The 24,999-nt window shown below is 36.6% G+C and carries 27 protein-coding genes and 1 riboswitch; of the genes, 11 read left to right on the top strand and 16 right to left on the bottom strand.

Annotation, left to right across the window (positions count from 1 at the left end; all coding sequences use genetic code 11):
• From OK18_RS01970 to OK18_RS01955, 4 genes are read right to left on the bottom strand one after another with little or no spacing between them, the layout of a single operon-like run.
• On the bottom strand, positions 1-615 hold the full coding sequence (locus OK18_RS01970; protein ID WP_053326904.1) for an AAA family ATPase: 615 nt from the start codon (positions 613-615) through the stop codon (positions 1-3).
• On the bottom strand, positions 615-1,538 hold the full coding sequence (locus tag OK18_RS01965; protein ID WP_053326903.1) for a hypothetical protein: 924 nt from the start codon (positions 1,536-1,538) through the stop codon (positions 615-617). The genes OK18_RS01970 and OK18_RS01965 overlap by 1 nt, the downstream gene beginning before the upstream one ends.
• Positions 1,539-1,559: 21 nt before the next feature.
• The gene (locus OK18_RS01960) at positions 1,560-3,611 is read right to left on the bottom strand and encodes a hypothetical protein (RefSeq protein WP_082129115.1); all 2,052 of its coding nucleotides are present in this window, start codon (positions 3,609-3,611) and stop codon (positions 1,560-1,562) included.
• 32 nt (positions 3,612-3,643) lie between these two features.
• Positions 3,644-3,838, bottom strand: a complete 195-nt coding sequence (locus tag OK18_RS01955) for a hypothetical protein (RefSeq protein WP_053326902.1) — start codon at positions 3,836-3,838, stop codon at positions 3,644-3,646.
• A 111-nt stretch (positions 3,839-3,949) separates the two neighbouring features.
• Here OK18_RS01955 and OK18_RS01950 point away from each other — a divergent pair, with 111 nt between their 5' ends.
• Positions 3,950-4,711, top strand: a complete 762-nt coding sequence (locus OK18_RS01950) for a S24 family peptidase (RefSeq protein ID WP_053326901.1) — start codon at positions 3,950-3,952, stop codon at positions 4,709-4,711.
• Positions 4,712-5,358: 647 nt separating this feature from the next.
• On the opposite strand, the gene OK18_RS01940 is transcribed toward OK18_RS01950, so the two are convergent.
• Positions 5,359-5,907: a hypothetical protein gene (locus tag OK18_RS01940; RefSeq protein ID WP_053326899.1), complete on the bottom strand. Its 549-nt coding sequence runs from the start codon at positions 5,905-5,907 to the stop codon at positions 5,359-5,361.
• Between the two features lie 154 nt (positions 5,908-6,061).
• Here OK18_RS01940 and OK18_RS01935 point away from each other — a divergent pair, with 154 nt between their 5' ends.
• Positions 6,062-7,402 carry a M28 family metallopeptidase gene (locus OK18_RS01935; RefSeq protein ID WP_053326898.1) on the top strand — a complete coding sequence of 447 codons (1,341 nt, stop codon included), beginning with the start codon at positions 6,062-6,064 and terminating at the stop codon, positions 7,400-7,402.
• Between the two features lie 83 nt (positions 7,403-7,485).
• On the opposite strand, the gene OK18_RS01930 is transcribed toward OK18_RS01935, so the two are convergent.
• A complete protein-coding gene (locus OK18_RS01930) occupies positions 7,486-8,022 on the bottom strand; it encodes a GNAT family N-acetyltransferase (RefSeq protein WP_053326897.1) in 537 nt (178 codons plus the stop codon).
• A 228-nt stretch (positions 8,023-8,250) separates the two neighbouring features.
• On the opposite strand from OK18_RS01930, the gene pafA reads away from it, so the two are divergent.
• The 3 genes from pafA to OK18_RS01915 all read left to right on the top strand — a co-directional run bounded on the left by pafA (position 8,251) and on the right by OK18_RS01915 (position 13,130).
• A complete protein-coding gene (pafA, locus tag OK18_RS01925; RefSeq protein WP_050020030.1) occupies positions 8,251-9,897 on the top strand; it encodes an alkaline phosphatase PafA in 1,647 nt (548 codons plus the stop codon).
• A gap of 110 nt (positions 9,898-10,007) precedes the next feature.
• A riboswitch (cobalamin riboswitch) is annotated at positions 10,008-10,185 on the top strand.
• A gap of 29 nt (positions 10,186-10,214) precedes the next feature.
• Positions 10,215-12,041, top strand: coding sequence for a TonB-dependent receptor plug domain-containing protein (locus OK18_RS01920; protein WP_053326896.1), 1,827 nt, complete (start codon positions 10,215-10,217; stop codon positions 12,039-12,041).
• A gap of 18 nt (positions 12,042-12,059) precedes the next feature.
• Positions 12,060-13,130, top strand: a complete 1,071-nt coding sequence (locus OK18_RS01915; protein WP_050020033.1) for a DUF5074 domain-containing protein — start codon at positions 12,060-12,062, stop codon at positions 13,128-13,130.
• A gap of 175 nt (positions 13,131-13,305) precedes the next feature.
• Here OK18_RS01915 and OK18_RS01910 read toward each other — a convergent pair whose 3' ends face one another.
• The 9 genes from OK18_RS01910 to gldB form a co-directional block, all read right to left on the bottom strand.
• Positions 13,306-14,724 carry a CCA tRNA nucleotidyltransferase gene (locus tag OK18_RS01910; RefSeq protein ID WP_053326895.1) on the bottom strand — a complete coding sequence of 473 codons (1,419 nt, stop codon included), beginning with the start codon at positions 14,722-14,724 and terminating at the stop codon, positions 13,306-13,308.
• A gap of 37 nt (positions 14,725-14,761) precedes the next feature.
• Positions 14,762-15,106 (bottom strand): nuclear transport factor 2 family protein, encoded by a 345-nt coding sequence (locus tag OK18_RS01905; protein ID WP_050020034.1) that lies wholly within the window; start codon positions 15,104-15,106, stop codon positions 14,762-14,764.
• A gap of 106 nt (positions 15,107-15,212) precedes the next feature.
• Positions 15,213-15,761 carry an L-threonylcarbamoyladenylate synthase gene (locus tag OK18_RS01900; protein ID WP_053326894.1) on the bottom strand — a complete coding sequence of 183 codons (549 nt, stop codon included), beginning with the start codon at positions 15,759-15,761 and terminating at the stop codon, positions 15,213-15,215.
• Between the two features lie 279 nt (positions 15,762-16,040).
• Positions 16,041-16,469: an IS200/IS605 family transposase gene (gene tnpA, locus OK18_RS01895; RefSeq protein WP_053326893.1), complete on the bottom strand. Its 429-nt coding sequence runs from the start codon at positions 16,467-16,469 to the stop codon at positions 16,041-16,043.
• Positions 16,470-16,657: 188 nt separating this feature from the next.
• Complete coding sequence (locus tag OK18_RS01890) at positions 16,658-17,170, bottom strand: DinB family protein (RefSeq protein WP_053326892.1); 513 nt, start codon at positions 17,168-17,170, stop codon at positions 16,658-16,660.
• Between the two features lie 44 nt (positions 17,171-17,214).
• The gene (locus OK18_RS01885) at positions 17,215-17,661 is read right to left on the bottom strand and encodes a GNAT family N-acetyltransferase (protein ID WP_053326891.1); all 447 of its coding nucleotides are present in this window, start codon (positions 17,659-17,661) and stop codon (positions 17,215-17,217) included.
• 65 nt (positions 17,662-17,726) lie between these two features.
• Positions 17,727-18,866 (bottom strand): cystathionine gamma-synthase, encoded by a 1,140-nt coding sequence (locus OK18_RS01880; RefSeq protein WP_053326890.1) that lies wholly within the window; start codon positions 18,864-18,866, stop codon positions 17,727-17,729.
• Positions 18,867-18,955: 89 nt separating this feature from the next.
• Entirely contained in the window at positions 18,956-19,279 is a 324-nt protein-coding gene (gene gldC / locus OK18_RS01875; protein ID WP_050020037.1) for a gliding motility protein GldC, read from the bottom strand.
• A 472-nt stretch (positions 19,280-19,751) separates the two neighbouring features.
• A complete protein-coding gene (gene gldB, locus OK18_RS01870) occupies positions 19,752-20,738 on the bottom strand; it encodes a gliding motility lipoprotein GldB (RefSeq protein ID WP_082129249.1) in 987 nt (328 codons plus the stop codon).
• A 52-nt stretch (positions 20,739-20,790) separates the two neighbouring features.
• Between gldB and OK18_RS01865 the strand changes: the two genes are divergently transcribed.
• The 6 genes from OK18_RS01865 (at position 20,791) to OK18_RS01840 (ending at position 24,262) form a co-directional block, all read left to right on the top strand.
• Positions 20,791-21,429, top strand: a complete 639-nt coding sequence (locus OK18_RS01865) for a leucine-rich repeat domain-containing protein (protein ID WP_053326889.1) — start codon at positions 20,791-20,793, stop codon at positions 21,427-21,429.
• A gap of 8 nt (positions 21,430-21,437) precedes the next feature.
• Complete coding sequence (locus tag OK18_RS01860) at positions 21,438-21,995, top strand: GNAT family N-acetyltransferase (RefSeq protein WP_053329268.1); 558 nt, start codon at positions 21,438-21,440, stop codon at positions 21,993-21,995.
• Positions 21,961-22,494 (top strand): GNAT family N-acetyltransferase, encoded by a 534-nt coding sequence (locus OK18_RS01855; protein WP_050020038.1) that lies wholly within the window; start codon positions 21,961-21,963, stop codon positions 22,492-22,494. The genes OK18_RS01860 and OK18_RS01855 overlap by 35 nt, the downstream gene beginning before the upstream one ends.
• 14 nt (positions 22,495-22,508) lie before the next feature.
• Positions 22,509-23,300 (top strand): NAD(+) synthase, encoded by a 792-nt coding sequence (nadE, locus tag OK18_RS01850; protein ID WP_050020040.1) that lies wholly within the window; start codon positions 22,509-22,511, stop codon positions 23,298-23,300.
• A gap of 57 nt (positions 23,301-23,357) precedes the next feature.
• Complete coding sequence (locus OK18_RS01845; RefSeq protein WP_050020041.1) at positions 23,358-23,867, top strand: ribonuclease domain-containing protein; 510 nt, start codon at positions 23,358-23,360, stop codon at positions 23,865-23,867.
• An 86-nt stretch (positions 23,868-23,953) separates the two neighbouring features.
• Entirely contained in the window at positions 23,954-24,262 is a 309-nt protein-coding gene (locus OK18_RS01840; RefSeq protein WP_050020042.1) for a barstar family protein, read from the top strand.
• Positions 24,263-24,439: 177 nt separating this feature from the next.
• Here OK18_RS01840 and OK18_RS01835 read toward each other — a convergent pair whose 3' ends face one another.
• Complete coding sequence (locus OK18_RS01835; protein ID WP_053326888.1) at positions 24,440-24,922, bottom strand: cytidine deaminase; 483 nt, start codon at positions 24,920-24,922, stop codon at positions 24,440-24,442.
• Positions 24,923-24,999: the final 77 nt, after the last annotated feature.

Here is a 24,999-nt window from a genome sequence, read left to right as displayed (position 1 = left end):
TTATTTTGTTCCCCAATAAAGATTCGCTTTTTCTTCATTGATCATTAATGTGCCTCCCGGACATCTGCCGGAAATAATGGCTTTTAGTCCTTCTGCCTGAATAATGATTTTAGCGAGCTTTCTCCATGTTGTTGCCAGAGCGTTGTCCGGCAGTCCTTTTACTTCGTGGCAAACCATTATTATTAATTTATTGGGATGGTTCTGTTTTAATTCTGATACCATCTTCCTTGTGATCTCGTCCCTGTAGATTGTTGAATTATCTATAAAAATGATTTTAGCGCATTTTCGGGAGCTAAAACGAGCCTGAAGTTGCTCCCACGGCTCGTAATCTATAATGTGAAATTTTTTGTCTTTATCTGATAATCCCGCAAATTTCATAGCGGCGATAATGTCCTTCGATAATCCTTCCTCTGCGGATATATAAAGCACTTTTCCAAATGTGGTAAGGTATTTAGCCAGCATCATGGCGAAAGTTGATTTTCCGTTCTTTTCTCCTCCACCCAAGTACCAAAAACCGGTGGTTTCCGGTTTTCCAAAAGCTTGAAGCCAAAGTCCAGTAAATTCAAACAGTTTAAACACAATGGAAAACGCTTGTTTTACTGATAGTGCCTTCATTATTCCCTGACCTTTAACAATGTTTCTAAATATCTGAGTGATTTGATGCGCCCGCCTTGTTCCCCTTTTTGCTTTCCTTCAAATGGATTGGCGACTTTGACCATACATTTTTTGACCACTTCGTTAACCTCATTTTTATTTTTTAGGTTGACATAGGCTACGTCCCCGAACAGCTTTAAATAAAATTCTTTTCGTTCCTCAGGTTTTTTTGGAACCAGTGTCACGAAGTCATCGGAAAGGCGGCTGAAAATTTCCGCAAAACCTACTTTATGATTGTTAATTCCTTTTGTAATTTTTGCACGTAACCCATCGGCTCCCATTGCGTACCAAGTGCAGTTATGCTTGGTGGCGTTCATGATTCCTTTTAACTCCAAATAGGCGTTGTATTCTAAATCTCCGAACTCATCCACGCAGACAAACGGATTTTCAATAATATTCAAGGCATATTTTACCGTTTCCAAGATGTCATAATATTTTCCGGTGGTATCGCAGCCTAACGCGGCAGCCAGTTGTTTTACAAAGCGTATTTTAGTCTGCGACTGGGAACAGTCCACATAAAACGCATTTTTCATTTTGGAGACAATATCCATTGCACACCGTGTTTTTCCGATCCCACAGTCATCTACCAAAATCATTGATGTTTTTGTAGCTTGGCAAAAATTGAAGTTGTCTTCCATAGCAAGGTAAACCTCGGTTTTTACCAATTTCATTTCATAGTCATTCTTCGCTGTTTGGAATTTGCTGCCAATATTCAGCCATTGCCCCAATGACAATATATTCTCAATCATTCCATCTTTTATTTGACCGTAAGCCATGCTGTCGATACCTAATGATTTTGCGTAGGCGGTATCAGTTCCTTTGAATTTTTCCCTGCCGTTAAGTACTGCAGTACGGATGTTTTGTTTTTGTTCTAATGTTATCATATCTATTTTATTTTTGGTTTGTTAAAAATTTGCTGCCCAACTTCTCACAGTTGATGTATTCGAGTTGTGGTTGTAGCTGCTTTCCTCAGCGTCAGAGAACACTTCTTCTGGTGTACTATTGTTAGGAATATATTTTTTTCGACCTGCAATCTGAAATTTATTGTTCAGTGTTTTTTTACGGTGGTCGATAATTAAGACCTGATCAATTTCACGTTTACGCTGAGCCATGAATTTGTTAACTGTGTTCTCGTATGCACTCATTAACCTCCGGTTGATTTCACCCTGCTCGTCTCTTTCGTGAATTGATCTTGAATATTCCGGCTGTGGAACTAAATCACAAAGCATAATATCATCATAATAAATCATCGCTTTTAAAACATTCCCATCGTTCCCGTCAAGCCAGTAAATCGTAAACTCTTTGCCATTAACATACTTTAAGAGCCTTATTAAATCATCATTCAACGCAATTTCGCCGTCCAGACCTAAAACAAAAGTTGTATTTCTGAATTTGATAATTCCGGCATTACAGCTTGACTTTTCCGTTTTACCAATATGAGGAAGGATTGCTGCCCAGTTGGTGGGTTGTGTATTTTTGTTCTGCATCTCACAAAATACTTCCCATCGGGTTTTATCGGTATGAACAGAATGAGGCATATTATTCCACGTTTCAATATCGCTGAGCGATTGGTCTACAATCGTGTCAAAAGGGATAATGATTTCTTCTTCTCCGCTTTTCTGATTTTCTTCTTTCAAGGCGTGAGGTCTTGCCATCCATCCTAAGCGGCTTTTTTCGTGGCGGTATCTTAATTCCTCAAATTTTCGCTCTACAACTTTTGACCTTGCACGGTTCTTATAGATGTTCACACGGTCAAACATTGCCCCGTTGCGCAAGAAAGTATCCTTAAATCCACTGTTTAATGAACTTTCGCATTCCAGCCCAAGCGGAAGGTTAAAGCCCCATTCTGAGTAGTTTCTGATCATCTGGCGGTAAAACTCAATAATGATTCCTTTTTTATCCTTTCCCCAAACCCAACAAGTCCACGCTTCGCTTCCCACATCAATACCCATATAGAACCAGGGACGTTTCCTGTTTTCATTATACATAAATGGTGGCTGTCTGTCGTCTATGGAAATCAGCGTTCCCGCCTCCTTAATTTTGGTTAGCTTATGTGGTGGAGTAAACTCCTGCATCAATTTCTGACGGTCACCGGAACGTTTCGCAAAGGTTCCGATCTTGTTTTCCCATTTACCAAGCCACGCAATAATTGAATTGTCGGACATTTCCCTGAAATTTGGATTGGTACAGTCGTATTCCTCTCCGGTTTCTTTACTGATAATATCCAGTTCACCGTTTAAAAAAGCCTGATATTGATCGGCGACCTGAGTACGGGAAGGTTTATAATCCTGTCCGGCAAACATATCATTGAGTAGAGCCATCATTTCGTCGGTCATTAATTTTCGGTTCTGGTTTTTCAGTTTACCGGAAATCAGGCTTTCAAAATTGAGTCCGTCATCAAAAGAATGAAAGAAAGGTTTCCAAACCCGGTCAAACCCTCTGTGGGATGAAGGTATGGTGTGGGTGGTGTTATATACCTTTGGCAGGAACTCGTTAAATGTCGTAACATCTGTGATGATGGAAGGCATTAACCCACGCCCTGAAGTTTTTTTTAATTTTTTCCACTCTGTTAAACGCGCCTGTCTTAATTTTTCGGCTGCAATAAGTACACTGGCATTGGTTATATATTCTTCTTTGAAACTTTCTTTTAATGGTGTTCCGTCCTCAAATCTGAAATCAGTGTAGTAACGTACTGCAGTTGCATCAAATTCAAAAAATGAAAGTAAAGGATGTCTCATTTTGCGTGGATCACCCATGCTATCCTGTACTTCTTTTGAAAGGCTGTCAAAATCAATATACATCTGTCTGCCATTGCCTCCTTTCTGAACCTTTTTGATTCCATAAGGTAAATCTTTGTATCTGTGGATTTCCGATTTTAAAGTACCCATGCAATTATAGTATTTTGGGATAAGCTCGTCTTTCGTAACTACTAATAAATTTCCCCATTCGTGCGGCATAATCTCTTTTTTATCTCGTTAATAAATCTATCCTAATCTATTTGTAAACTTTTTCTGTAGTCCCGAACCAGTCGTTTTCGGTTTTCATGTATCATATTCATTACTTTGACCGCCTCTTTTTCGTTTCTTTTATATCTCATCCGCGCGGCATGAGATGAAGCGTCTAACATTTCGCCAAGTAGCTGATAATCTCCATAGTAAATTTTCTCTTTTTGCTTATTTTCCATGATAAATCAAATTTTTATTATACATTTGTTCAAATGTTTTCACAAATATATAAACATGTTTTTAATAAATCCAAATTTTTTATAAACATGTTTATAAAAAATTAATTACAAATGAATTTACCTATTGAAAACCAAAGGGTTAAAAATGTTATAGATTATTTTTGCGATGGCAATGTATTACGCTTCAGTAAGGAAATCGGAATCAGCCAGCCAAGAATCAACAGATTATTTACAATTGATACCCGAAGTGGTAAATATCCACTTGTAAGTTTTGAAATAATACAGGCTATTATAAACAAGTTTATAAAAATTGATTCTGAATGGCTTATTGTTGGAAAAGGAGAAATGCTAAAGGAAAATATTAATAAATCCGAGGGATTAATAACACTTGAAAAAGCTAAAGAAATTTACGCCCCAAGATTAATTCCGCTTTATGATGGTATAATTACAGCGGGGCAGGTAGAGGTGGATATGACACCAATTACGGATCCCGTTGAATTTATTGATGCCGGAGATTGGTTTAGGGATGCAACTGCAGCAATGAGGGTTCATGGTGACAGCATGCCAAATTATACCGGCAGTATTGCGGCTTTGAAAGAAGTTTATGATAAATCGTTATTAATGTATGGCCAGGATTATGGAATAGAAACTTCTGAATATAGAACTTTGAAAAGAATACAAAAAGGAACAAAAAAAGAAACTGTATTACTTTGTTCCGATAACACCGAAAGATGGGAAGATGGATCAGAAAAGGGACGTTTAATACATGAGCCATTTGAAGTAAAGGTTGATGATATAAGAAGAATATTTTTAGTATTGGGTTGTGTAAGACGTAATCATAGTAGTAGAATTGTATATAATAACCGAAAATAGAAAGTATTTTAATCAATGTTAGAGTAAATTACTGTTTATCAGCAGTGTAAATTTACAACGTGATGTCCCTATATATAGTTGAATAATTTAAAATAGTGCTTTTTTTGACGTTTTTTAGCCCCTATATATAGTTGAATCCAACTTAAAAAACCGGGTTTTGCAACCCCAAATGCAACCCCAACTGCAACCCCAACTCAAAAAAGCATCTTTTTAAGAGAAATCCCAAGAAATACATAGATCCAATATTTTTTTCCGTCAGGATGATTAAATAAATTTATTTCAGCACTTAGGAAACGCTTTACTACAAGGTCTTTATATAGAATAGTAAATTTGTATGTTTGAGAAAATAAAAAGCCCCAAAAAGGGGCTATATGATGGCGAAAATCTTTTTTTAATAGTAATAAAATGGTAGCGAATAGTAATTTTTCGGCGTTTCGTTTTTTTTCAATACGAGGCTTCAATATACTCGTAAATCTTTTATTAATGGGCTTTTTCAGCTTTTTTTACTTACTAATTAATTTCGCTTTTTCGTTTTAAGGGGAGTAGATTAATGTTTTCATTGTATTTTAATAGTTAAAAAATTTTCATTAATAAAATTCTTTGTTTTATGAATTTGCTTAAGGTTTCTGGTTTTCCGTATAAAGTGTTTATACTTTTTTATTTTTAGGAATTTTTAAAAGAAGTATCACTGCCCAGGTTTGGAGAATCAATTGGATAATGTTTATTATTCCGAGAACAGGATTGGTGCTTAAATGGTTTACTAATGTTGGAATTCCGATGAGACCTAAGATAAAAAAAATGATAAACAGATACCTGGCTACTTCATTTCCTTTTCCCATTATATATCCTATTCCGAAAACAAAGGCAGTTATGGCTATAGAAATAACAATAGCCAGACCTGAATTCAATTGTTCCGATGTCCAGATCAGGCTTGCAATTCCTGCAGCTCCCGATAAGTAGATGAGATTGGAGGCTTTCGTATAGTTAGGATGTATTGTTATTGTTTTATTTCCTTCAGTTATAGAAAGTATGGTATTGATGTGTTCCTGCTCGTCATGGGTAAATGATCTTCCTCTGGATTGTAAAATTTCATAAGCATATTGAATGGCTTGTGGAACAAATTTACTGTCTGGCTTTATATATTGTTCAAGCTCCTGATCCGACATTTTTTCTAACACATTTTTTCTGGTATCCATCTGTAAAGATTATTTTTTCCGAAATTACTGAAATTGTATCAAAAAAAATAAGAGAATACTGAGGAAAGTAGTAATTAAAACAATTTATTTGCCGTCTTTTTTCCTAATTTTATTGATCTAAAACATATTACAAAAGATTAATTGATACTATATTATGAAAAAAATAATTTTCACTTTGTCTCTCATTCCCATCACATTTCAAGCTCAACAAATTATTCGTCAGGATCCGGAAATTGTAAAATATGTATCACAGGTTAATACAGATTCACTAAAGGCACATATTAATGCTTTGGTAAGCTTTGGAACCAGGCATACCATGAGTTCTGCCACAGATCCTAAAAGGGGGATCGGAGCCGCAAAAAAATGGGTATTGAAAAAGTTCAGGGATTATTCGAAAAATGCGGAAGGAAGAATGGAAATTTTTATGCAAAGCCAGCTGATCCAGCCTGACGGCAAAAGAATCGATCGTCCTACCGATTTAGGAAATGTTATCGCTATCATTCATGGGACCAATCCCGATGATAAACGGTTGTTTATGATGAGCGGACACCTGGATTCGAGAGTAACCGATGTCATGAATATAAAAGATAATGCCCCTGGTGCCAATGATGACGGCAGCGGAGTAGCCGCCCTTATAGAAAGCGCAAGGATATTGAGTACTTCTAAATTTCCGGCAAGTATTGTATTGGTGGCTTTTTCAGGGGAAGAACAAGGCTTATTAGGATCAAAAATGCTGGCAGAAAAAGCGAAAAATGAAGGCTGGCAATTAGAAGCCCTGCTCAATAATGATATGATTTCAAACAATCTGAGCAGTGAAACAAATCTTATCAATGGATATCAGCTGAGAGTCTTTTCAGAAGGACTACCTCAGTATGAACTGGATAAAAAGGCTTCCGAAATCAGAAAATTCGGTTTAGAGAACGACGGAGATTCCAGGCAACTGGCAAGGTACATTAAAGAAGTGGGGGAGCGTTATACAGATAATTTCCAGGTGAAATTGATTTACAGAAATGATCGGTTTCTGAGAGGCGGCGACCATACTCCTTTTGTGGAAAAAGGATTCCCCGCAGTACGGCTGACGGAGTTTAACGAAAACTTCAACCACCAGCATCAAGATATCAGAAAAGAGAATGGCGTTCAGTATGGAGATTTACCGCAATTTATGGATTTTGATTATTTTAAAAAGAATGTCGGGATCAATATTGCCGTTCTGGCCAATCTGGCAAAGTCACCTTCAAAACCTGAAAATGTAAAGATTGAAGCGGATAAACTTACCAACTTTACAACTCTTTCCTGGGAAAAACCTCGATCGGTAGAAGTAGCAGGATATTATGTGCTGATGCGTGAAACAGATGCCTCAATATGGCAGAAAAAAACCTTTACCAAAGAAAATTCCATCAGTTTGCCTTATTCTAAAGATAATTATTTCTTTGCAGTACAAGCGGTAACCATTTCTGGAAATGAAAGCCTGATTGTAGTGCCGAAAGTGAAGTGAATAAAAAAAATGTTATGAAATATCAACAGGGAGTGGCTTTAGCCGCTTCCAATATACATACATTATCCGCGCTATAGCCAAAACTATTCTATATCTAACGTCATGAAAAGCGCTATTTCTTCCGCATTGTCATAAAGCCTTGTATTCACCCCCGTAATATTGAAACCCATCCTTCTGTAAAACTGTATGGCGGGGTAATTGGTGTTTTGGGTTTCGAGTTCTATAACCCGACAGTTTAATTTCCTGGCTTCTTTTACGGCATTTTTAATCAGCTGTATTCCTACTCCCAGTCTCCTGTATTTTTCGTCAATCAGGATGTTTTCAATATAGAAACTGTTATTCCATGTTCTTTGCTCACAGATGATCCAGCCTATCAGTTCATTATTAATAAAAGCACCAAAAGAATGACCTTTTTCAATGATAAGATTAAGCTCTTCAATATCTTCACTACCGGTTTCCCAGACTTTGGTGTAAGGGAAAGATTTTTCTCTTAATGAAAATTCAAAAGACCCTGCATATTCGATGGAAGAAACTGAATATATCCTGTCTGTTGTATAACCGTTATGTCCCCATGTGAGGCTGGGATTATCGGTTAGTTTCAGTAGTTTTTTTATATCCATAGAAAAGGTATTATTGATTTTACCAATAGTTTAACAACATTATTGGCATGTTATCTATATCTTGTAAAAAAACTGTGATGACAGTCATCTTCAGGAAATCTAGGCTCAGGATACTTCTGAATCACAGCTGTAGATTGATAAATTTATATAATAATCAAAATTAAGTAAAATTTCATACTCTAAAACTTTCAAAACCCCTAAATTTGTGGTCAATAAAAATTTACTTGGATGCTTAGGAATATTTCAATTGCGGCAGCTACTTTCTTGTCCGTAATTACAATCAATGCGCAGAAGAACAAAAATTCTCAATTAGAAAGACCTAAATTGGTAGTAGGCCTGGTTGTAGACCAGATGCGTTGGGACTATTTATACCGTTTTTATGGTAAATACGGGAACGACGGTTTCAAAAGACTCTTGAATACAGGATATTCTTTAAATAATGTACACATTCCTTATGTTCCTACCATTACCGCTTTAGGACATACATGTATCTATACGGGATCTGTTCCGGCAATCCACGGTATTGCAGGAAATGACTGGACAGATAAGGAAACAGGTAAAGGGGTATACTGTACTGCTGATGAGAGCGTTCAGCCGGTAGGAACTACCAATACCAAAACCGGAAGCCACTCTCCGAAAAACCTTTGGTCTACAACGGTAACCGATGAGTTGAGGTTGGCAACCAATTTCCAGGGAAAAGTAATCGGGGTTTCCTTGAAAGACCGGGCTTCTATTCTTCCGGCAGGACACACTCCTAACGGGGCTTTCTGGTTTGATGACAGCACCGGAAACTTTATCACCAGTACATGGTATATGAATGATCTGCCTCAGTGGGTAAAATCATTCAACGCTCAGAACTTACCTGAGAAATTAGTTGCAAACGGCTGGAATACCTTGCTTCCGATTAATCAGTATACGGAAAGCGCACCAGACAATTCCCCTTGGGAAGGATTATTGGGAAGTGCGAAAACCCCTACATTCCCTTACAATGATCTAGCCAAAGATTATCAGGCTAAAAAAGATAATATCCGTTATACCCCTTTTGGAAATACATTGACGTTGAAGCTGGCGGAAGCTTCTGTAGAAGGTGAAAAACTGGGTGGAGATGCTATTACTGACTTTTTAGCTATCAACCTGGCTTCAACAGATTATGCCGGGCATAAATTCGGGCCTAATTCAATCGAAGTAGAAGATGTTTATATCAGACTGGATCAGGACCTGGCAGAGTTTTTCAAATACCTGGATTCTAAAGTGGGTAAAGGAGAGTACACCGTTTTCCTTTCTGCTGATCATGGAGGTGCTCATTCTGTAGGATTCCTTAAAGAACATAAAATTCCTACAGGTTTTTTCGGAGAAGGAGCTGAAAAAAATCTAAACCAGAAACTTAAAGATAAATTTGGAGCCGATAAACTGATCAATGCAATTGATAATTATCAGATTTATTTTGACAGGAAAGTTTTGGCAGATTCTAAACTTGAGTTGGATGATGTAAGAAACTTCACTGTTAAGGAACTCGAAAAAGACCCAACTGTTCTATACGCTGTTTCGGTAGACAAGGTTCAGGAATCCAGTATTCCGGAGCCTATCAGGCAGAGAATTATCAACGGGATCAACAGACAGAGAAGTGGGGATATCCAGTTGATTTCCCACGATTCTATGCTTCCTCCGTATTCTAAAACCGGAACCACACACAGTGTATGGAATTCTTATGACTCACACATTCCATTGATCTTTATGGGGTGGGGAGTTCAGCATGGAGAAAGTAATAAAGCGTATCATATGACGGATATTGCCCCTACAGTTTCTTCATTGTTAAAAATCCAGTTCCCGAGTGGAAATGTTGGAAATCCTATTACAGAGGTTATGGGAAAATAATCAACTGTATTATCATACGGCAAAAGCAGCTTTCAATACCGGAAGCTGCTTTTTTATTAAAAGACCTTTTTGCAACAATTCCGGTTTTTGTGCAATACATTTAAAAAGCTATCTTTGCAAAAAATTTTGGTTTCCAGTATATTGGAATGAAAAGGGAATCGGGTGTAACTCCCGGACTGTCCCCGCAACTGTAAATCGCAATAAAAGTTTCTGCTTTGAACCACTGTGTAATAACGGGAAGGTGCAGAAAGCGAAAGTCAGGAGACCTGCCAGAATGATAATCAAAATATAATGCTTTCGGAGGAAAAGTAAAAAGTATGGGTATAAAACGATCTTTAGTACTGCTTTTTTCGTCTTATGGCTGCCTTCTTCTGGCACAGGAAAAAAGTATTGATACTATTTATGTCTTCGACAACCAGATGAACAGGGTGAAGCTTTTTCACCCGGTAAATACCATCTCAGCTGAAGAGGTGGATAGAAATTCTACCAACCTTTCAGAATTATTAAGGTTTCAATCACAGGTTTATATCAAAGAAAACGGACGTGGTGCGGTTTCTTCTCCGGCGTTCAGAGGAACTTCTGCCCAGCAGACTGCTTTTGTATGGAACGGAATCAATATCAATTCTAATTTTCTGGGACAGGGAGATATCAATAATATACCCCTGTTCGGATATGACCAGATTGGTATAAAAGCAGGTGGCGGTAGTGTAGTCTATGGAAGTGGAGCGATCGGAGGGAGTATTCACCTGAATAATATCCTGGATTTTAATAAAGGTTTTCATGGTTCGGTATTTTCAGAAGTAGCATCCTTTAATACCTTTAATAATTTTGTGAAAGGTTCTTACAGCAATGAAAGATTCAGCTTTAAGGCATCCGGAAACTATTCTGTAAGCCAGAACGATTATGAAGTCAGTGATCTGGATTATATCAACAGAAACGGTAATTACTATAATACAACCTTCAATGTAGGTGCGTCCTATAAAATAACGGATGATCACAAGATTTCGTGGCAAAGTCAGTTTTTTGACTCTTCACAGCATTATCCCGTATTTGAAGAAACCGCAACAAAGACAAAATATAAGACCCAAAGCATAAGGAGCCTGATCGCCTGGGACTGGAATGCAATAAAGTTCAGCAACGCCTTCAAAGCAGCCTATACAGAAGAAAACTTTCAGTATTTCGGAGCGTTGGACCTTCCCAAATCCAGTGGTGGTACAGGAAAAAATTATATTTTGAAAAATGATTTTAATTATTTTCTGAATTCAAAATGGAACATTAACCTTATCGGGGAATTTCAGGTGAACAAAGGAGAAGGCTATAAAAGCGGAATTTCTGATGTAAGCAGAAACGTAGGTTCCGTTTCCGGATTATTAAGGTATTTTGCTACAAAGAACCTGCGTTTTGAAGGAGGATTTAAAAAAGATTTTGTGGAAAATGTCACTTCTCCGGTCATGTATTCATTTTCAGGGAAATGGAATACCTCTCACTGGTATAATCTGGGACTTAACTTTTCAAAAAATTTCAGGTATCCTTCCTTTAATGATATATATTATGAGCCGGGAGGTAATAAAGATTTAAGACCGGAAATTTCTACCCAGGTGGATATGAACAATGAGTTTAAAATTGGAAGTTTTAAGCTTAATGTGACGCCTTATTATATGAACATTACGGATCTCATTGTCTGGCTGCCTACTGCCAATGGATATTGGCAGGCCTTTAATGTTAATAAAGCAGAATCTTACGGACTGGAATCCCATCTGTCTTTTTATCAGCAATTTGGTAAGCATAGGATCAAAGCCAACGCAGGCTATTATTATGCAAGATCAATTGATAAGGAAACTCAGAAACAGAGACCTTATATTCCAATGCACAGAGGAATGGCGGGTATTGATTATGAGTACGGTTTCTTCAGATTTTTTGCACAGGGATTAATAAATGGTCTTACCTATACAACCAGTGATGAAGAGCGGAAAACAGCGATTGACCCCTATTTTATTTTAAATGCGGGAATGTCAGCAACGATTTCTAAGAAATATACTTTAGGGTTCAAAGTGAATAATGTTACCGATACTTATTATAAAACGGTTTCTTTTTACCCTTTGCCTAAAAGAAATTACAGTGTGTATGCCGCAATAAATTTTTAAAATTAAAATTGAATATATATGAAACTAACCAGACTTTTAACTGTATTTTTTGCATTTGTACTATTGTTCAACATTTCATGTAGCAGCGATAGTAATGAGATTCCGGTACCTCAGTTAACGTATCAGAACGGATACTTTATTGCCAACGAAGGAAATTTTAACAGCAATGGTGCTAACGTAATGTTTCTTACAAGAGACTTGGCGTTAAAGCAGGATGATATTTATGGTTTTAACAACAAGACCGGGAACAATTCCAATGAAATATTGGGAGATGTTCTTCAAACGATAGCTATTAATGGAAAATACGCTTATCTGGTTGTCAACAATTCAAACAAAATTGTGGTGGTAGACCGTATCACTTTTAAAAAGGTAGCCGTAATCACTGATCAAATCAATAATCCAAGAGGGATTACTTTTGCCAATGGATTTATCTACGTTTCCAATACGAATTTCTCGACAGGAGTATATAGTGTAACGAAATATAAAATCTCTGACTTTTCATTTGTAAGCAAGATGGATTTCACCGAGGTGGCTGATAAAATTGTAGAAGCGGGAGGTAATGTTTTCGTTCAGAATGCTTCATCAGGATATGGAAACAAAATTACCTATATCAACACTTCCAATGATGCTAAAACGGAAATTACCATTCCAAACGGGCAGATTGGTAGAACAGTTTCCTATAATTCTGATGTGTATACGATTTCAGGAACAGCAACAGATTCTTATATCTATAAGATCTCAAGTACAGGAGCCCTTAGTCCGGTGATCACATTAACAGGTATTGCAAACGGGACAAATCTTCAGATTGATAATGGTAAATTCTATTTCAGTTCAGGAAATAAGATTTATACAACAAGCGTAACGGCTCCAACAGTTCCTGCTAATGCGTTTATTACAGTTCAGGATAATGGACCTGCTTATTTTGTATTATATGGTTTTTCAGTTGTTGATGGCAGAATTTTTACCTCAGATGTTAAAGGCTTTAAAGCCAATAGCGAAATGTCAGTATATTCCGCAGCTACAGGAGCTAAAATATCCTCTTTTAACACAGGCGGTTTAGGAGCTAATAGTGCTGTAGTAAATCCATAGCATAAGGTACAATACAGTATAAAAATATAATTTTTTATTTTTTTCATCATTTGTGTTTTTTTCCGGCCGGCTTCGTAGAAGCCGGCCGGCTTTGTTCCTTACTTGGATGAAAGCCTCAATACAACTGCCGGATGAGAACATCCGGCAGTTGTATATTTCGTTATAATGTTAAAGATTATATGGTCAATCCTAATTTTTCAGCTTCAGCAATCACAAATTTTGTAGCTTCTTCCTTTTCATTAGGAATTTCTCCTTCAAGAATGGCTTCTTTTACTTTCTCTTTTAAAATACCGATCTCGCGTCCCGGTTTAAGATTAAACATCTCCATAATCTCTTCCCCGGAGATAGGAGGCTGAAAGTTCCTTACCTGGTCTTTTTCCTCAACCTCTCTGATTTTTACTGCTACGTATTCGAAATTCTTTTTAAATTTCTCCTGTTTCTTAGAGTTTTTGGTGGTGATATCTGCTTTGCAAAGAGTAAATAAATCCTCAAGGTTTTCTCCGGCATCAAAAAGCAATCTCCTTAATGCTGAATCTGAAGCGTCATCCGTGATAAGGGCAATAGGGCGGGATGAAAGCTTTACCATTTTCTGGACATATTTCATATCACTTCCCAGTGGCAGTTTCAATCTTTGAAAAAGTGTTTTTACCATTTTTGAGCCCAGAAATTCATGTCCGTGGAATGTCCATCCGGTTCCTTCAACAAATTTCTTTGTGGGAGCTTTCCCTATGTCGTGGAGAAGTGCAGCCCAGCGCAGCCAAAGATTGTCTGTATTTTCAGAAATATTATCTACAACTTCCAGAGTGTGGTAAAAATTATCTTTATGGGTTTGCCCTTCCACTTCTTCTACTCCTTTAAGGTCTATCAGTTCAGGAATAATCAGTTTTAAAAGACCGGTTTGTTCCATCAGCTTTAATCCTGCAGAAGGTTTTTCAGACAACATGATTTTATTGAATTCAACCATGATTCTTTCCATGGAGACAATTTTGATTCTTTCTGCTTCCTGCCGAATGGCCTGTAGTGACTTTTCTTCAATATTAAAATGTAAGGTCGAAGCAAAACGAACGGCTCTCATCATCCTCAAAGGATCATCAGAATAAGTCTGTGCAGGTTCCAAAGGTGTTCTCAGGATTTCTTTTTCCAGGTCTTCAACACCATTGAACGGATCAATTAATTCGCCGAAATTATCCTTATTCAGAGAAATAGCCATCGCATTAATGGTGAAGTCTCTTCTTTTCTGGTCATCTTCCAGTGTTCCGCCTTCTACCTCCGGTTTCCTGCTATTTTCAGTATAACTTTCTTTTCTTGCCCCTACAAATTCAAGATCAAGTTCCTTGTATTTGATCATAGCCGTTCCATAGGTTTTGAATACGGAAACTTTTAACTTGGGATCAATATCATGGGCAACAGCCTGGGCCAGTTCAATACCGTTTTGCTCGGTTACAAAATCAATATCCGTAGAAGCTTTTCTTTTCATCAGAAGATCCCGTACGTAGCCTCCAACAATATATACAGACTGGTTATTCCTGTCTGCAGCCTCAGAAATTATTTTGAAAAGTTTTAAATTTTTGTTTTGATTAAGATTAATTTTCATCGTTAGTAATAGCGTCAATTTCTATCTTGCTGCTCATTTAATCGTAATGGGCATACATTCTGTTAATTTTACCTTCTTCATTAAAAAACATAACTTCAACAGCATGTTTATCCATAATAGATTTATAAAATAATGCAACTGAACCTACTCCTGCTGTTGATTGTATCAATTCGAAATGGAGATCCGGAAATTTATCCAAAGCTTTCTGCCAGTAATCACGAACAGTATTTTTTCCCTTTAATGAACTTTCTTTACCCCCCGTTGCCATCGCAATCATAGGAGTTGTAATTTCAATATCATCAGAATAGTGAGAGAGGATACTTTCCAAATCATGAGAATTCCAGACAGAAATCCACTCACGGGCAAAATCTTGATGGTTCATAACATCTGTTTTATAGTTGAAGTTTTGCAAAGATAGAACTAAAAAAAGAAATCCTGCCGATATGAACTGACAAGACCTCAAAAATGCAAGAATCAATGTAGAATTTTTATTCCCGAAGAACTTTAATCCTGTTATCACTCCATATTTTAATCACCGAAGAGCCTGAATACTTTGAAACTTTATCCCTGTCTTCTTCTACGGCATAGTCAACAAGTTTAATCATTTCAGGGGAAATGTCAGAAAATCGTAACGGACTTTTTTCACCGCTGAAATTAGCTGATGTTGAAACCAAAGGCTTATTCAGTTTGGTTATCAGTTTTTTGCAGAAATCATTCTTTACCAGTCGGATTCCGATACTGCCGTCTTCTGCAAGTAATTCTTTAGGAAGGCCTCTCGGATTTTCGTAAACAATAGTTACCGGTTTTTCACTAAGGTCAATAATCTCCCACGCCATTTCAGGGACATCCACCAAATCCTGAAGCCTCTTCTCAGACTCCACCAAAATGATCATGGATTTGTTTTTTTCACGTTTTTTAATGTCAAATATTTTATTGACAGCCTCTGTATTGGTAGCATCACAGCCAATTCCCCAGATGGTATCTGTAGGGTAAAGAATAGTTCCGCCGGATTTTAATATCTCGATAATATGTTCCATAATTGTATTGGTTCAAACGAATGGATAAAGGTAGAGAATCTGTGTTTTTCAGGCAAAAAATTAAGATATAAATGTCGGTGTGTTTTTAAATTTTGGCTAAAGCCAATGGATGGTTATTTAAATGAAAAGCGGGCTAAAGCCCGCGCTCCTATTGATAGTTAATATTGTTGGTGTAAATACATGAAAAAATAAATGAATATTGTGTTATTCGTATCAATAGAAATGGGCTTTAGCCCATTAAATAAAAATCATATATGCATTGGCTTTAGCCAAAACTTATTATATTTTGAAATTGTATTTTTCAATAAATCCCTTGTATTCGTCCATAAAACTTTTCCTTTGATGATGTTTTTCCTGATTTTTAATATAATTCCTCACGGAACCTATCATCGACTCTGAAACAGAAACAGCAAAATATTCATCCTGCCAAGAAAATTTTCCTCTTGTCAATTGATTTTTATTGATCCAATAAGAAGATTCACCTTTTAATAACTGTACAACTTTTTCTATATTTTGATCAGACCTTAAAGAAATCAAACAATGACAATGATCTGAGTAATCATTAATCATATCCAGAAAAATTCCTTTTTCCGTAGCATATTCCTTAATGTGTTTCCAAACTTTTATTCTTAAGTTAGAAGTAGAAAGTAGTGATTCTCTGTTTTTCGTTGAGAAAACAAGATGGATATAAATTTTGATAAAAGACATTTGTGTTGTTTTTATCAAAAATAACAACTTTTAAGTTTTGGCTGAAGCCAATGGATGGTTAATTTAATGAAAAGCGGGCTAAAGCCCGCTCCTAATAATGTTTAATATATTGATTTATATCAAAAATAATGAATGATTGTGTTATCATAACAATAGAAATGGCCTTTAGCCAAAACTTATTTTGATTCTCACATCCATCCCAATTTTGATAAATATCTTTCCTCAATAATATTCAGGTGGTGATAATTGTGGCCTATAATCAACTTTGCAATGGTTTCTACGGAAATTTCATGACCATTGGCAATACCCGTATTTTGTAAAGCAGAAGGGTGAAGGGTTTCCAGGAGAATCCGAGAGGATTTTCTTACAAGCTTATATTCTTCCAGCAAAGATTCTAAAGTTCTTTCATCAGCAAAAGAATGGTCTGCATATTCATTTTCATCAAATCCCGGCAGATTGTTTTTGTCACCTCTTGCAAAGGCTAATATTCTGTACTGAAATACCCTTTCCGTATCTGATAGATGTAGCAACAGTCCTTTAAGGGTCCATTTCCCTTCAGCATAAGCGAATCTGGATTGTTCTTCAGTAAGGTTGGAGTAAATTCCTACTGTTTTTTCTTCTGAAATTTTTAATTCAGCTAGCCAATCTCCGGATGGAATCTGGTCTAAATATCTTTGGATATATTTTTGAAAATCTGTCATGTTGTTTTTAGGGGATAAGTTAAAAATACAAGGGAAATTTGCGCTTATGAATTGCTCCACTCGTAAAAATTTACAGAATCATAAAGTTCAAAGCCACAAGCCGGATATAGTTGGTTTCCGACCTCATTGCTTTTAGCTGTTTCCAGTAACATACCGCAGGCTTTGGATGATCTGCACAATTCTTTAGATTCGTTAATCAGTTCTTTAGAATAGCCTTTGCCTCTATAATTCTCATTGACATACAAGTCATTGAGCAGCCAGTAACGCTGCATTCTGGTAGATGAAAATATAGGGTATAACTGTACAAAACCTGTCAGCTTTCCATTTTCTTCCGCAACAAAAATTTCGGAATCTTTATTTTCAATTCTTTCCCGGATAAAATTCTCTGCAGCAGGGATATCAGATGGCTTATGGTAAAAAACTCTGTATTGGTCGAAGAGTTTTGCGAGTTCCGGCAAATCGGAAAGGATTGCCTTCCTTGTATTTTTCATGTAATTGGTGGTATGATAAAAGAGAAGGGATATTTTATTAATCCCCCTCTCATTATTTTTGTTTTTTAAGAAAAAGCTTTTTCTAAATCTGCAATAAGATCTTCAGCGTCTTCAATACCTACACTTAAACGAACCAAATCATCAGTAATACCAAGCTCGGCACGTTTTTCAGCAGGGATGGAAGCGTGAGTCATTAAAGCAGGGTGATTGGCTAAGGATTCCACACCTCCTAAAGATTCAGCTAAAGTAAATACTCTTACCTTTTCTAAGAATTTAATAGCATCTTCTTTTTTTCCGGATTTGAAAGTGAAAGATACCATTCCTCCGGACTCCTTCATCTGGGATTTCGCCAATTCATATTGAGGGTGAGATTCTAATCCGGGATAGATTACTTTATCTACTGCAGGGTGGGTTTCAAGATATTGGGCTACTGCAAGACCATTGTCGGAATGTCTTTGCATTCTTAATGCCAATGTTTTGATTCCTCTCAGTACAAGATAAGAATCATGAGGTCCTAAAATACCGCCACTTGCAAACTGTATAAAGTGAAGTTTTTCTCCCAGTTCAGCATCTTTAGCAATTAATGCACCTGCAATAACGTCAGAATGTCCTCCTAAATATTTTGTCGCAGAATGCATCACAATATCAGCGCCCAGATCAATAGGCCTTTGAATATAAGGTGTTGCAAAAGTATTATCCACTGCCACTAAAATATCTTTTCCTTTAGCAACCTCTACTACGGCTTTGATATCTACAAGTTTCATCAATGGATTCGTAGGGGTTTCTACCCAGATCAGTTTGGTTTTATCTGTGATTACCTCGGCAATTTTGGAAGCATCATCAAAATTAACAAACGTAAATTTCAGCTGATACTTTTCAAAAAGGCGGGTAAACATTCTGTATGTTCCTCCGTAAAGGTCATCTACAGCAATCACTTCATCACCGGGATTTAATAATTTCAAAACACAGTCAATAGCGGCAAGACCAGACCCGAAAGCTAATCCTCTGGCTCCGTTTTCAATGCTTGCCAGGGAATCTTCCAACGCCTGTCTTGTAGGGTTGGCAGCTCTTGAATATTCGTATCCGGAATGTACTCCCGGGCTTTTTTGTGCAAATGTAGAGGTCAAAAATACAGGAACATTTACAGAACCTGTTGCAGACTCATGATGCTGCCCTCCGTGAATTACTTTGGTATTAAAGTTCATAATATTTTATAATTTTTCAATGTAAGAATGTACCAAGTTACCAATATTTCAGGATTGTTACATCGGTAAATTGATACCCCGTTACATTTTTATTTTATTGCTGATTTTACCGCAAACTCTTCTGCAATTTCTTCCATCCACTGTGCCACATCTTCTTCACCGGTAGCTCTCTGATAGGTGTTTCCTAAAGAAATTAAGATCTGGTGAATAAACATTTTCATTTGATCTACAGGCATTTCCTTTGTCCAAAGGTCAATTCTTAAGGCTTCCATTGCTTTATCATCCCATACAGAGATCATCGTTGCTTTTGTTTCTTCCTTTTCAATTCCCCCGTCCTGTGCATTCCAGGTAATATTTTCAGGAATGTGATTTTCATCCAGCTCTACATCTATCGTAATCTGAGTTTTTCTCATATCAATCTAAAATTTTCCGCAAAGTTAATACTTCTTAAGCTTATCTAAAATTTCTGTGAAGTTATCTTTGTCAGGAAGTGGAGTATTAAAGTTGGAAATTTTGATCTCAGTGCTCACCATAACACAATTGGAATAGACTGAATTGCACAGTGTGTATAACTGTATTATCGTCCCGTAGTCTGAATTACAGGATTTTGGAATTTTTTGTTTCCGGATCATTAAGTATATTTGGATGGAATGTTATCCGGACTGATTGATATGATTGAATATTACTATAATGACGATATTGATTACTCCTGGTGTCGTTTATGGAACCTTTCAGAATGGAAAGCTGTAGATTGAAAATAGTAATGGTAAGGATTTTTTGTTTCGCAGGCTCAGAAATCTCAAAAATCTCTTCGCCAGGCTTTGCTAATGATATTAAAAGAAGAAGACCTTTGTAAAGTACAAAGGCCTTCTGGTATGAGATTTATTATTTTGCTATAGTGGGTTTATATCCGGACTGGTTAAAGATAGTTGTTGCATCCATTTTCAGGAAGTCCGTCAATTTTGTTTCCGGTTTTTCTTTCAGGTAAGCTTTACAAATCTGCCATCCGGTAAAAATTCCGATCTGTGGTGAAGATTCATTATCAATTTCGGTATAAAACTTAGAGAACGGTCCCGGAGTAATAAAGCGTTCACCTAATCTCGGGTCATCTCCGAAAATAAGATTGTTTTCTACAAAATAGTTCCAGATATTAGCTTCATTGGATTTTGCCCATTCATATTGCTTCTGGGTGTAATTCATTTTTAGATAATCAGGAAAATCCGGTAAAAAAGCATCCTGGAGAATCATTACTTTCCCGTTCAGTATCATCTGATCAAGGAATTTTTGGTGATCAGCCGATTCTGTGACAATGTTTTCAGCAAAAATCTGAGAAACCTTGGGTACAATATTCTGAGGATTCATAGATTTTTGAAAATACAGTTCCAGCCCTTTGTAATAGGAATTTCCATCTCCCATAAATCCAGATACGTCAATAAACAAAAGATTGCCCTTCTGATCATAAAAAACGGGATCCTGAGCCATCTGTAAAGCTGATGAAAACAGATAAACTTTAGGATTTTTAAACTGAGGAAAATAATACTGGATGTGAGAAAATAATCCCTGCAGCTCTTTTTGCAGCTTGGTCTGATCTATTTTTCCAATGGCTTCTCTATAAATTTTGATTTCGTCTGCATCCGCCCTTCTTTTTTCAAAATCTGTATCTGAAACTGTTCCCTGGAACCATGGGAACCGGGCTTTAAACTGATCCAAAGGTACTTCAGTATTGTAAAACTCTTTGGATATATCAGTTATCTGAACTTTTTCAGGAGAATTTTTTATTTCTACCTTCCATTGGTTTTCAGGTTCTTTTTTACAGGAAGACAGTCCTAAAACTAAAATAGAATAAAGCGTAACAAATCTAAAAATCTTCATTATTTTTACATGGAAATTAAACACACAAAAATAAGGATTAAAACCACAATCCATGATGAAAATTAAAATATTTGCCGGGCTTTTTTTTATTTCAGCTTTTTCTTCCGGTTACGGGCAAAAGCTTGATTTTAAAGATAAAAACTTTGAAAAGGCTGTTCTTGAAAATTTTGATGTGAATAAAAACGGAGTACTTGAGCAGGTGGAAGCCGGAATGGTTACGAATTTATTTCTCGTTCAGAAAGGAATTGCATCTGCGGATGACCTTCACTTTTTCAGGAATGTTAAAATGATTGTGCTGGATGAGAATACGATTTCTGATATAGCGGTAGAAAATCTGGAAAAACTGGAATTGTTTTCGTGTACAGGCTGTAAAATAACCTCATTCAAGGCAGGAAATTTAAAAAATCTGGCATCACTGTATCTGGACAACAACCTTTTGCAGGGAATTTCATTGAAAGAAACTCCAAGAATTGATCAATTAACATTATCTTTAAATCAGCTAAAGACGATTGATGTGTCTCAGCTTAAAAACTTAAGAAAATTAAATATTGAACATAATAGTATCCGGAAAATCGATATCTCCGGAAATCCTGCCCTGCAAACCCTGAATGTAGGAGGGAATAAAATGAAGGAAACAGACATCAGAAAAGGAATGAAAACAGATGTCACGATTTTTGGAACAGGAGAATGAGAAGTATCATGAAGATAGAAACTAAGAGACTTATTTTAAGGGAACTTGAAGAGACTGATTTTGAACGGATGTTTCTCATGGATTCAGATCCTGAAGTGATGAAATATCTTGGTAAACCCGTAACGAGCGTTGAAGAATCAAAAGAAGCCATCAGGATGATCAGGAAACAATATGTAAAAAACGGAGTTGGAAGATTAGCGGTCATTGAAAAAGAAAGCGGGCTGATGATAGGGTGGAGTGGATTAAAATTATTAAAACAGCCTGTTAACGGGTATGTTAATACTTTAGATCTCGGGTATCGGTTTATACCTGAGTTCTGGGGTAAAGGCTACGCAATGGAAACAGCAATAGCATCCCTTGATTATGGATTTAACGAATTGGAGGCAGATACTATTTATGCCTATGCTGATTCAGAAAATACAGGATCTGATTATATTTTAACAAAATTAGGCTTTGAAAATACTGGAGAATTTGAAGATGCCGGTGTAAAGTGTTTCTGGTATGAATTAAAACGTGAAAAATTTTTAACTAATGATTACAATACGACAGGAAGAAAAAAAAGATGAGCAGCAAGTTTTTCAACTTATAGAAGAAGCTTTCAGAAATATTGAACATACCGATCATCAGGAACATTTTCTTGTTGAAAAATTAAGAAACTCTGAAGCTTTTATCCCGCAATTGTCATTGGTGGCAGAAGATGAAAACGGAGAAATTGCCGGCCATATTTTATTTACAAAAATTAAAATTGAAAACGGTACATCATCCTTTGAATCACTGGCTCTAGCCCCTGTTTCCGTAAAACCGGATTTCCAAAATCAGGGAGTTGGAGGAAAATTAATTGTTCATGGCCATCAGATAGCCAGAGAATTAGGGTATACATCAGTAATTCTTATCGGACATGAAAATTATTATCCGCGGTTTGGTTACGAAAAAACAAGTAATTTTGGGATTTCTTTTTCATTTGAAATTCCGGAAGAAAACGGGATGGCAATAGAATTGGTAAAAGACGGGTTGAAAAATGTAAAAGGTGTAGTAAAATACCCTAAAGAATTTGGAATAGATTAAAAAAATAAACAATAATGCAGACACAAAAAGTTATAGATCATATAGTGGCATGGCTAAAGGACTATGCAACAAAGGCCAAAGTAAACGGATATGTAATAGGTGTTTCAGGAGGAGTCGATTCCGGTGTGGTTTCTACCTTAGCAGCCATGACAGGTTTAAAAACATTACTGATCGAAATGCCGATCCGCCAGAAAGCAGATCAGGTAGATCGTGCAAAGGATCATATGAACGACCTGAAGGCAAGATTCTCCAATGTAGAAATGATGTCTGTAGATCTGACACCGGCTTTTGAAGAACTCTATAAAACTTTTGATGTGAAAGATGATGTATATCCAAATGAGAAACTGGCTTTTGCCAATACCAGATCCCGTTTGAGAATGCTGACCCTTTATTATTATGGACAATTAAACGGGCTTTTAGTATGTGGAACAGGCAATAAAGTAGAAGATTTCGGCATTGGTTTTTATACCAAATATGGAGACGGCGGGGTAGATGTTTCTCCAATTGCAGACCTGTATAAAACTGAAGTATATACCCTTGCCAAAGGCTTGAATCTGATTAAAAGCATCCAGGAAGCCATCCCTACAGACGGGCTTTGGGATGTGGACAGAACAGACGAACAACAGATTGGGGCATCTTATCCGGAGTTGGAAAAAATTCAAAAAGAATACGGAACTAAAGCTGCTGAAGATTATGAAGGCAGAGACAAAGAAGTCTTTTTAATCTTTGACAGAATGCATAAAGCAGCAAAACATAAAATGGAGCCTATTCCGGTTTGTGATATTCCGGAAGAATGGAGAGATTAGGATAAACAGATCAATGTACAGTTTACACCATGACTGTTATATTAATAAATTGTTATTATGAACAATAAAATAAGAGCAGTACTTTTTATGTCTCTCGGGCTTCTTTTCGGGATGTCTGTGATGTATGTCTATAAAAACTTTATTGAAGATAGAAATAGCCGGACCAATACTGTAAAAACAGAAACAGTGAACTATGGAAGTACAGCGGCTTCAGATCAGCATACCGCAGAAAATACGGATTCCATTGAAAAACTGACGGAAGAAAAGACCGTGATCAATTATGTAAAGCAAAACCGCAGATTACCGGATTATTATATCACAAAAGGGGAGGCCAGAAGACAAGGGTGGAACCCGTCAAGAGGGAACCTTTGTGAGGTACTTCCCGGAAAAGCTATCGGTGGCGACAGATTCGGAAACAGGGAAAAAAGATTGCCGGAGGGAGAAAAATATTTTGAGGCAGATGTCAATTATCATTGTGGCAGCAGACAGGCAGACAGAATAATCTTTACTAAAAACGGAGATGTTTACCTTACTAAAAATCATTATAAAACTTTTGAAAAGCAGTAAATTATTGTGAATGACTATAAGGCTTTGAACATAGCTGAGTAAAGATGAAGCAATCTCAAATGAGACTATAATTAAATATAAGAGATATGAAGACAATATATATAGATTTTACAGACATAGGTGATTATGAAGATTTTTATACCCAATTAAAGGAAAAAATTCAGCTTCCTGAACATTTTGGTGATAATCTTGATGCACTTTTTGATACCATTACCGGGGATCTGGAAATGCCCCTCCACCTTGAATTCGTTAATATGACCGTAGATCAGCTTGAAATTTTTGAAGACCTGCTGACAACTCTGGAAGATGCTGAAGAGGAGGTGGAAGATTTTAGCTTCAGCTATTATCTGGAACAGTACGAAGACGATGATGAAGATGCGGAAACTGAGGATTAATTAGTAACAGATAAATAAAATAGAGAGATTGTTTGAAAATGAAACAATCTCTTTTTATGTTTGCCACAAATGCCTGATGGAATGATTCGTGAGTTCGTGTACAAATTAAAAAAACAGCAGAATTTCCGCTGATTTGATCAGATGGTATTCGTTTTTTACAATTTGTTTTTCACGCTGTTATAGAAATGTCGAATCAAAATAAAAAGGAAGCAGGTCTTTCACAGCATGTACCTTTACCACTTCTTCATTCATGCTTGAAAAATAAAGGTCGATATTCTCATTCTGCTTCGTTTCATACTCAATCAAGCTTTGACGGCATGCTCCGCAGGGTGGAATTGGTGGTGTTTTTTCGTGAGAAGATTTCGGACCACCTACGACAAAGATTTTTTTCACCTTAACATTAGGAAAATTGGCTGCTACCCAAAAGAGAGTCGTCCTTTCTGCACAAAGACCCGAAGGAAAAGCTGCATTTTCCTGATTGTTGCCAGAGTATATTTCTCCGTTTTCAAGCAATACGGAACATCCTACCAGAAACTGTGAGTAAGGAGCATACGCATTTTCACGGGCTTCCTTTGCTCTTTCGAATAATTGATTTTCAATATCATTCAGTTCACTGCTATTTTTAAAATATTCGTAACTGATCTGTATGTCTTTTTTCATATATTGTAGACTAAAAAAGGGGGGTAAAATTACTTCTTTTTAATGAAGTAGGCAATTATTTTATTCTTCTGAAAATC

The organism is Chryseobacterium gallinarum, assembly GCF_001021975.1.
GTDB lineage: Bacteria > Bacteroidota > Bacteroidia > Flavobacteriales > Weeksellaceae > Chryseobacterium > Chryseobacterium gallinarum.
Note: the sequence above shows the minus strand (reverse complement) of the source record. Positions and strands in the feature narration are given on the sequence as shown.

What these genes read in the sequence shown, in the direction of transcription:
- OK18_RS01970 (WP_053326904.1), bottom strand. Translation starts at nt 615, where the DNA reads ATGAAGGCACTATCAGTAAAACAAGCGTTTTCCATTGTGTTTAAACTG.
- OK18_RS01965 (WP_053326903.1), bottom strand. Translation starts at nt 1,538, where the DNA reads ATGATAACATTAGAACAAAAACAAAACATCCGTACTGCAGTACTTAAC.
- OK18_RS01960 (WP_082129115.1), bottom strand. Translation starts at nt 3,611, where the DNA reads ATGCCGCACGAATGGGGAAATTTATTAGTAGTTACGAAAGACGAGCTT.
- OK18_RS01955 (WP_053326902.1), bottom strand. Translation starts at nt 3,838, where the DNA reads ATGGAAAATAAGCAAAAAGAGAAAATTTACTATGGAGATTATCAGCTA.
- OK18_RS01950 (WP_053326901.1), top strand. Translation starts at nt 3,950, where the DNA reads ATGAATTTACCTATTGAAAACCAAAGGGTTAAAAATGTTATAGATTAT.
- OK18_RS01940 (WP_053326899.1), bottom strand. Translation starts at nt 5,907, where the DNA reads ATGGATACCAGAAAAAATGTGTTAGAAAAAATGTCGGATCAGGAGCTT.
- OK18_RS01935 (WP_053326898.1), top strand. Translation starts at nt 6,062, where the DNA reads ATGAAAAAAATAATTTTCACTTTGTCTCTCATTCCCATCACATTTCAA.
- OK18_RS01930 (WP_053326897.1), bottom strand. Translation starts at nt 8,022, where the DNA reads ATGGATATAAAAAAACTACTGAAACTAACCGATAATCCCAGCCTCACA.
- pafA (WP_050020030.1), top strand. Translation starts at nt 8,251, where the DNA reads ATGCTTAGGAATATTTCAATTGCGGCAGCTACTTTCTTGTCCGTAATT.
- OK18_RS01920 (WP_053326896.1), top strand. Translation starts at nt 10,215, where the DNA reads ATGGGTATAAAACGATCTTTAGTACTGCTTTTTTCGTCTTATGGCTGC.
- OK18_RS01915 (WP_050020033.1), top strand. Translation starts at nt 12,060, where the DNA reads ATGAAACTAACCAGACTTTTAACTGTATTTTTTGCATTTGTACTATTG.
- OK18_RS01910 (WP_053326895.1), bottom strand. Translation starts at nt 14,724, where the DNA reads ATGAAAATTAATCTTAATCAAAACAAAAATTTAAAACTTTTCAAAATA.
- OK18_RS01905 (WP_050020034.1), bottom strand. Translation starts at nt 15,106, where the DNA reads ATGAACCATCAAGATTTTGCCCGTGAGTGGATTTCTGTCTGGAATTCT.
- OK18_RS01900 (WP_053326894.1), bottom strand. Translation starts at nt 15,761, where the DNA reads ATGGAACATATTATCGAGATATTAAAATCCGGCGGAACTATTCTTTAC.
- tnpA (WP_053326893.1), bottom strand. Translation starts at nt 16,469, where the DNA reads ATGTCTTTTATCAAAATTTATATCCATCTTGTTTTCTCAACGAAAAAC.
- OK18_RS01890 (WP_053326892.1), bottom strand. Translation starts at nt 17,170, where the DNA reads ATGACAGATTTTCAAAAATATATCCAAAGATATTTAGACCAGATTCCA.
- OK18_RS01885 (WP_053326891.1), bottom strand. Translation starts at nt 17,661, where the DNA reads ATGAAAAATACAAGGAAGGCAATCCTTTCCGATTTGCCGGAACTCGCA.
- OK18_RS01880 (WP_053326890.1), bottom strand. Translation starts at nt 18,866, where the DNA reads ATGAACTTTAATACCAAAGTAATTCACGGAGGGCAGCATCATGAGTCT.
- gldC (WP_050020037.1), bottom strand. Translation starts at nt 19,279, where the DNA reads ATGAGAAAAACTCAGATTACGATAGATGTAGAGCTGGATGAAAATCAC.
- gldB (WP_082129249.1), bottom strand. Translation starts at nt 20,738, where the DNA reads ATGAAGATTTTTAGATTTGTTACGCTTTATTCTATTTTAGTTTTAGGA.
- OK18_RS01865 (WP_053326889.1), top strand. Translation starts at nt 20,791, where the DNA reads ATGATGAAAATTAAAATATTTGCCGGGCTTTTTTTTATTTCAGCTTTT.
- OK18_RS01860 (WP_053329268.1), top strand. Translation starts at nt 21,438, where the DNA reads ATGAAGATAGAAACTAAGAGACTTATTTTAAGGGAACTTGAAGAGACT.
- OK18_RS01855 (WP_050020038.1), top strand. Translation starts at nt 21,961, where the DNA reads ATGATTACAATACGACAGGAAGAAAAAAAAGATGAGCAGCAAGTTTTT.
- nadE (WP_050020040.1), top strand. Translation starts at nt 22,509, where the DNA reads ATGCAGACACAAAAAGTTATAGATCATATAGTGGCATGGCTAAAGGAC.
- OK18_RS01845 (WP_050020041.1), top strand. Translation starts at nt 23,358, where the DNA reads ATGAACAATAAAATAAGAGCAGTACTTTTTATGTCTCTCGGGCTTCTT.
- OK18_RS01840 (WP_050020042.1), top strand. Translation starts at nt 23,954, where the DNA reads ATGAAGACAATATATATAGATTTTACAGACATAGGTGATTATGAAGAT.
- OK18_RS01835 (WP_053326888.1), bottom strand. Translation starts at nt 24,922, where the DNA reads ATGAAAAAAGACATACAGATCAGTTACGAATATTTTAAAAATAGCAGT.